Consider the following 1821-nt stretch of genomic DNA (forward strand, 5'->3'; position numbering starts at 1 on the left):
TGCACGACCAGATCGCGAGCGCCGGCCGCGTCGGCAGGCAGCGCGAAGTCGACACCGAGTGCGGCCGCGACCTCTGCCCGGCCGGGATCGACGTCCACGAGCGTGACCTGCGTCGCCGGGAAGGCGCTCAGCAGGCGCGCCACGCAGCAGCCGACCATCCCGGCGCCGACGACGGTGACCCGGTCGCCGAGCAGAGGTGCCGCGTCCCATAGAGCGTTGACCGCGGTCTCGACCGCGCCCGCGAGGACGGCGCGAGCCGGGGGTACGTCCTCGGGCACGACGGTCACCGCGCTCGCCGGCACGACGTAGGCGGTCTGGTGGGGGTAGAGGCAGAAAACCATGCGGCCGCGGAGCTCCGAGGGTCCCTGCTCCACCGTCCCGACGTTGAGGTAGCCGTACTTGACGGGACCGGGGAGGTCGCCCTCCTGGAAGGGTGCCCGCATCGCCATGTACTGATCCGGCGGCACAGCGCCCCGGAAGACCAACGTCTCGGTGCCGCGGCTGACCCCAGAGAACACGGTGCGGACCAGCACGTCGTCCGGTCCGAGGTCCCCTGGCGCGGCCGGTCGGATCTCGCCGCGGCCAGGGGAGCGCAGCCAGAACGCGTGCGCATCGGCCCGCCCGGGCATCACACCACGGGTTCGTCTTGTAGGCGCTGTTCCATGGACTCCCTTTTCTACAACTCCTACTACGCCGCTCGCTCTTCTATTCCCGCTGCCAGGGATGGCTCACGCGTTCGGACCCGAGGCGCGGAAGGCCGGGGTTCGGTCTGAGGCGTCTCCTCTTCCGCGAGCCGGCCGGCGAGCAGCCGGCGCGCACGGAAGACCCGCGTGGCCACGGTCGCCTCGCGGACACCGAGCGAGCGCCCCGTCTCGGCATAGGAGAGGCCCAGCAGGTCGACCGCGACCAGGGCGCGGCGGTAGCGCTCGGGCAGCTCGGCGATCGCGGCATATAGTTCCCCGACTTCGAGCGCCCGTTGGGGCGCCTGCGTGGCGTGCCGATCGAGCACCTGTACGTCTTCGAGCGTGCCCACCGAACGCGGCCTGCGGGAGGCGTCGCGCCGGCCGCTCAGGAACGTGTTGTGCAGGACGCGCATCAGATAGGCCAGCTCGCTCGCCTCGTCGCGCAGAAGACGGGGGCGGGCGAGCACGTGGGTGAAGGTTTCCTGTACCAGATCCTCGGCATCCTGGCGCGAGCCGCACAGCGCCCAGGCGGCCTTGTTCACGCGGTCTGTGTGCCCTACCAGTGACTGTGGATTCAGCACCCGCATGAGCTGCTCGCACCGGGGCTGGGGTCGGATGGAGAAGTGTCGTTCGCGTCGTCTACGGCCTCCAACCCGACGAGGGGCACGGCGAGCACGGCTGAGAAGAGATGGGGTCCTTCCATCGCACCGGCCTACGGGCCGGTCGCCACGGACGTTCAAAGGGTCCGGTGAACCGATCGCCGGTTCATGCAGTGCTCGCCCGCGCACGCCGCCGCCGCCGATGAGATTCAACACACTTGGCGAGATGCAACGGTTCCGCTGTAAATCGAATGCCGCTTCGATTTGAACCCAGGGCGAGCCGCATCCGTAGACCGCTGAAATGAAACCGATCGACCGGAGCGGACGCTGCGGGCTGGCCGCGATCGGCGCTGCCGCGCCCGCGCGGTCAGGGTCGACATCAGCGGCTTCGCCTACCGGGCACGCCGTGGCAGTGAGGCTGCGCCGCCGCGGCGTCTACCCCCACCACTGCACGATCCACTCCTTCATGCACGACAAGGCAGTCGTGCCCTGACCGATGCCACGGTGAATCCTGACCCGCGAGCGCGACGTGCGCGAGG

Annotated in this window: 1 protein-coding gene and 1 pseudogene; both read right to left on the reverse strand. The window is 70.0% G+C overall.

The window, feature by feature from the left end; translation table 11 throughout:
• A pseudogene (locus VG296_RS19650) lies at positions 1-629 on the reverse strand (zinc-binding alcohol dehydrogenase); the annotation flags it as partial.
• 59 nt (positions 630-688) lie between these two features.
• Complete coding sequence (locus VG296_RS19655) at positions 689-1225, reverse strand: RNA polymerase sigma factor (protein ID WP_325567648.1); 537 nt, start codon at positions 1223-1225, stop codon at positions 689-691.
• Positions 1226-1821 lie beyond the last annotated feature (596 nt).

Origin of the sequence: Actinospica sp. (genome assembly GCF_035552695.1) — a bacterium.
Taxonomy (GTDB): domain Bacteria; phylum Actinomycetota; class Actinomycetes; order Streptomycetales; family Catenulisporaceae; genus Actinospica.